Raw genomic sequence first — 5,352 nt, forward strand, 5'->3', positions numbered from 1 at the left:
AGGGGTCGATCGGCACATAGGCCGCACCGGCCTTCCACACCCCGAGCAGGCTCGCCAGGAGCGCGGGTCCACGGTTCAGAAGGACTCCGACGACGGACCCCGCACCGACGCCCGAAGCCCGCAGGTGGTGCGCGAGGCGGTTGGCCCGTGCGTCCAGCTCCGCGTAGCTCAGCGCCACCCCGGCGAAGCCGACGGCGGGCGCGTCCGGGGTGCGCAGGGCCTGCTCCTCGAAGCGCCGGAGCACGGAGGCGGAACCGAAGCCGGCCTCCTTGCCGGTGCCTTCGGCGAGCAGCCGCTCACGCTCGGCGGCCGGCAGGTACGAGGCCCGGGCGTCGCCCTCCGGGTCGGCTGCCATCGCCTCCAGGACCTGGCGCAGCGTGCCCGCGAGCCGGTCGAGGGCGACCTCGCTCAGGTGCTTGCGGCCCCCGGTCAGGAAGAGGTGGCCCAGCCGCGCCGAGACCCCGAGCGGGAACTCGGTCGGGCTGTCGTCGATGCTCGCCAGGTAGTCGACCTGTTCGCGGTCGACCTGGTCGAAGTCGTGATAGCTGAAGCGCACGGAGACCAGCCGCTGCCCGTTCCCCGCCTCACGCTGGATGTCGGGCATCGGGAAGCCGCGGTGCGGCCACAGCTCGACCTCGCGGCCGAAGACCTGCTCCACCAGCTCGCGCCAGGTGCCGGTTGCCCCGTCGAAGGCGAAGGGCAGCGTGTTCAGGTGCATGCCGTAGACGCCGTCGGCGCCGAGTGCCTCGGGCCGGGCGTTGCAGACCAGGCCGGTGAAGAACCGCTCGTACCCTGTGACCGAGCTCATCACCTTCAGGTGCGCCGCGTGCAGCACGCTCTTCAGTGACGCGCCCGCCGCCGAGGCAAGCGCCCGCAGCCGGTCCTCCAGGTCGTGGAAGGGCACCTTGACGCGGTACGGGGCTCCCGCCTCGCCGTCGCCCGACCAGGCGGCGGGAAGCGCGAAGGCGGGGTAGCCCTCGACGATGCCGCTCCAGTACCTCCGGTCGTCGCCCGCCTCGCGGGAGGCGACCTCGGCCGCGACGAAGTCCGCGAACCGCACGTCGGGGGCGGCGGGCGTCTCGATGGCGCGGCCGTCGCGGGCCACGTGGTAGCCCTCGACGATCTCCATGAGCAGGGAGTGGTGGCTCCAGCCGTCCAGGATCGCGTGGTTCTCGGTGATCGTGAGCCACCAGCTCCCGTCGTCGCAGGAGTGACCGATCAGGCGCAGCAGCGGCGGGGTGTCCAGACCGATCAGCTCGGCCCGCTCCTGCCGGGTGAACTCGCGCAGTGAGGCCTGTACTTCGTCGTCGGTGAGCCCGCGCAGATCGCGCCCGGTCACCGGCACGTCGACCTTGCTGTGCACCAACTGCATCGGCAGCGCATAGAAGTTCAGGTCGAACGAGGTGCGCAGCACGTCGTGCCGGTCGATCACGGAACGGACCGAGGCCCGCAGCGCGGCGACATCGAAGAGCCGCTCGTCCCGGACCCGGAAGGAGGTGACGTTGTGGTACGGGTGCCGGCCGGTGTCGCTGAGCATCTCGACGACCATGCCGATCTGCACCTGCGACATCGGGTACGCGTCGTCGAGGCCCCCGGGAAGCAGCTTCCGGTCCTCGGCCGTGACCAGCGCGAACGGCCGCATACCGCGTGCCGCACTCACCTGGGGGCGGTCGGCGACCTGCTCGGCGAGCAGGGCCACGGTCCGGCGCTCGAAGATGTCCCGTACGGACACGTCGAGGCCCGCCTCGCGCAGGTGCCCCGCGAGGTTGATGGCACGCAGCGAGTGGCCGCCGAGGTCGAAGAAGCTGTCGTGGATGCCGATCGGGTCGACGCCGAGCACGTCCCGCCAGATGGCGGCGACGCGGATCTCCAGCGGGGTGCGCGGGGCGGCGTAGATCTTGCCCGCGGCGCGCACGGAGCCCGGGCCGGGGACCGGCAGCGCCTTGGTGTCGAGCTTCCCGTTGACCGTCAGTGGCAGGCGCTCCAGGACGACGAAGGTGGCCGGGACCATGTAGTCGGGCAGGTCGACGGCGAGCGCGGTGCGCAGGTCGCCGGTGTCGGGTGCAGTGTCGCCGGAGGGGACGACGTAGGCGACCAGCTCCTTGTCGCCCGGCGCCGTCTCGCGGACCAGGACGACGGCGTCCAGCACACCGTCCTGGGCGACCAGAGCGACATTGATCTCGCCCAGCTCGATGCGGAAGCCGCGGATCTTGACCTGTTCGTCGTTGCGGCCGAGGAACTCCAGGCTGCCGTCGGCGAGCCGGCGGGCCACGTCGCCGCTGCGGTACAGCCGGTCACCGGGCGCCCCGAACGCGTCGGGCACGAAGCGCTCAGCCGTCAGCGCGGGGCGGCCGAGGTAGCCGCGGGCGATGCCGCGTCCCGCGACATGGATCTCGCCCGGAACACCGATCGGCGCCGGATTGCCGTGCTGGTCGAGGATCCGGATCGACAGGTCGTCGAGCGGGACACCCACGGGACTGCCGGCGCCCGCGAGGTCCCGCGCGCCCAGCTCGTGGTGGGTGACGTGCACGGTCGTCTCGGTGATCCCGTACATGTTGACGAGCGTCGGGTCCGTGAGGCCCAGCCGGTCCGCCCACGGCCGCAGGTCGGCGACCTCCAGCTTCTCGCCGCCGAACACCACGGTGCGCAGGGCGAGCCGGTCGATCCGGGGGTCGCCCTCGCGGGCCGCACCGACGAGCGCACGGAACGCCGAAGGCGTCTGGTTGAGGACCGTCACCCGCTGCTCGACCAGCAGGTCGAGGAACTTGTCCGGGTCGCGGGCGACATCCTTCGGGACGACGACCAGGGCGCCGCCGTGCAGCAGCGCACCCCACATCTCCCAGACGGAGAAGTCGAACGCGTAGGAGTGGAAGAGCGCCCACACGTCGGATTCGGGGAAGCGGGTCTGCTCCGCCGTCACCGTGAACAGCCGCAGCACGTTGGCGTGAGTGAGGCAGACGCCCTTGGGGCGGCCCGTGGAACCGGAGGTGTAAATGACGTAGATCAGGCTGTCGGCGTCGGCGGCCGGCACCGGGTTGCTGTCCGGCTGCCCGGCGAGCGCCTCGCGGTCGCGGTCGAGCACGAGGAGCGTGCCGGTGTGGATGCCGGCCAGCATCTCCTCGTGCGCGCTCTCGGTCACCACGACCGGGACGGCGGCGTCCGCCAGCATGAAGCCGATCCGGTCGGCGGGCACCGAGGGATCGAGCGGCAGATAGGCGCCTCCCGCCTTCAGTACGCCGAGGAGGGCGGGCAGCAGGTCGAGCCCGCGCTCCAGGCATACGCCCACGAGCGTCTCCGGGCCGACTCCGGTGCCCCGCAGGTGGTGCGCGACGCGGTTGGCCCGTGCGTTCAGCTCGGCGTACGTCATGTCGTGGCCGTCGAAATGGACGGCGACGGCGTCCGGGGTGCGGTGCGCCTGCTCCTCGAAGACCTGGTGCACGGTGCCGGTGACCTCACCGGAGACGGCGGCGCCCGCGGTGAGCAGGGCGAGCTCGCTCTCCCCGAGGAAGGCCAGCTCGGCGACGCTCGTGTGCGGCGCGGTGACGGCCGCGTCGAGGAGCCGCACCAGGTGCGCAGTCAGCCGCTCGGCCGTCTCGCGGTCGAACAGCTCGACGGCGTACTCCAGATGGCCGTGCAGGGTGCCGTCTGCGGCCTCCCGCAGCTGGAGGTCGAGGTCGTACTTGGCGGCGTTGCCCTCGCCCTGGAACGGCTCGGCCCGCAGCCCCGGCAGATTGAACGCACTGGTGCGCTCGCCGTGCATGGTGAGCGCGACGTCGAACAGGGGGGTGCGCGACAGATCGCGCTCCGGCTGGATCGCGTCGATGAGCTGGACGAACGGGGTGCTCTGGTGGTCGAAGGCGCCCAGGACCGTGTCCCTGGTCCGGGTCAGCAGCTCCTGGAACGACGGGTCGTCGCTCCAGGAGCCGCGCAGAACCAGGCTGTTGATGCCGAAGCCGACCATGCCCTGGAGCTCGGGGCGGCCGCGTCCGGAGACCACGGTGCCGACCGCGATGTCGGTGGAGCCGGTGTAGCGGGCCAGCAGGCTCTGGAAGGCGGCGAGCACCACCATGAATGGGGTGGCGTCGTGGCTCTGCGCGAACTCCCGCAGCCGGTCCGCGAGAGAACCCGGGACACCGAAGGCGACCGAAGCACCCGTCGCGTCGCGGACCGCCCGGCGGGGCCGGTCGGTCGGCATCTCGATCGGGGTGAGGCCCGCCAGCTGCGTCTTCCAGTAGTCGAGCTGTGCTTCGAGGGCGGCCCCGGACAGCTCGGTGCGCTGCCAGGCCGCGAAGTCGGCGTACTGGACGGGCACGGCGGGCAGTTCGGGCTCGGTGCCGGTGGACAGGGCCGCATACAGGGTGCTCAGTTCCTGGCCGATGACCTCGGTGGACCAGGCGTCGCAGGCGATGTGGTGGAAGACGATGCCGAGGACGTGCTCGTCGTCCGCGACGCGGATCAGGCGGGCGCGCACCGGGAGGTCCCGGGCGAGGTCGACCGGGACGAACAGGTCCTCGGTGATGATCGCCTGGACCCGGTCCTCGCGCTCGGCGGCCGGGAGGCCGGTGAGGTCGGCCAGCGGCAGGGTCACCCGCTCGGCGGGCGAGATCAGCTGAACGGGGTCGTCACCGTCCAGGCCGTACCGGGTGCGCAGAATCTCGTGCCGGTCGGTCAGCCGCTGCCAGGCCTCGCCCAGCGCGGCGGTGTTCAGCTCGCCGGTGAGGCGGACGATCAGCGGGACGAGGTACTGGGTGCTGTCCGGGTCGAGATGGCTGAGGAACCACATCTGCTCCTGGCCGTGGGACAGCCGCAGCGGGGCGGACCGGTCGGCGCGGGGGATGGTGGTGCGGCGGCCGCTCCGGCGGCCGGCGAGCCGCTGACGTATCAGCTCCTCTCTCGCCTCCTCCGCGTCAAAACCGGCGGGTGTGATCGCAGCGGTACTCATGCGGTGAACTCCTTGGCCAGTTCCTGGCTGCTCGTCAGCTCTGCTGGGGAAAGTGCGGCGATCTCCGCACGGATGGCGTTCTCGGTGGCGACGGCCAGCCGGGCCACGGTGGGACCCTCGAAAACGGTGCGCACCTTGAAGTCGATGTCGAACTCCTCCTGGATGCGCGAGATCAGCCGGATGGCCAGGATCGAGTTGCCGCCGGAGTGGAAGAAGCTGTCCTCCACGCCGACCCGCACCCCGAGCAGCTCGGTCCAGATGTCCGCGATGCGCTCCTCGGTGGCGGTGCGCGGCGCGATGCTCCCGGCGGAGCCTTCCTGCTCGTCGCCCTCGGGCGACGGGAGCCGCTTGCGGTCGGTCTTGCCGTTGGCGTTGAGGGGGATCTCGTCCAGCGCCACGTAGGCCTGCGG

General features: G+C 71.7%; 2 protein-coding genes. Both read right to left on the reverse strand.

Annotation, left to right across the window (positions count from 1 at the left end; translation table 11 throughout):
• On the reverse strand, window positions 1-4,942 hold a 4,942-nt coding region (locus tag KM933_RS38240; RefSeq protein ID WP_221362111.1), incomplete at its 3' end, for a non-ribosomal peptide synthetase.
• Window positions 4,939-5,352, reverse strand: a 414-nt coding sequence (locus tag KM933_RS38245; RefSeq protein ID WP_221362113.1) for a phosphopantetheine-binding protein, incomplete at its 5' end; no start/stop codon positions are given. The genes KM933_RS38240 and KM933_RS38245, both read right to left, overlap by 4 nt.

It is taken from the genome of Streptomyces beigongshangae, from assembly GCF_019710745.1.
GTDB classification, from domain to species: domain Bacteria; phylum Actinomycetota; class Actinomycetes; order Streptomycetales; family Streptomycetaceae; genus Streptomyces; species Streptomyces beigongshangae.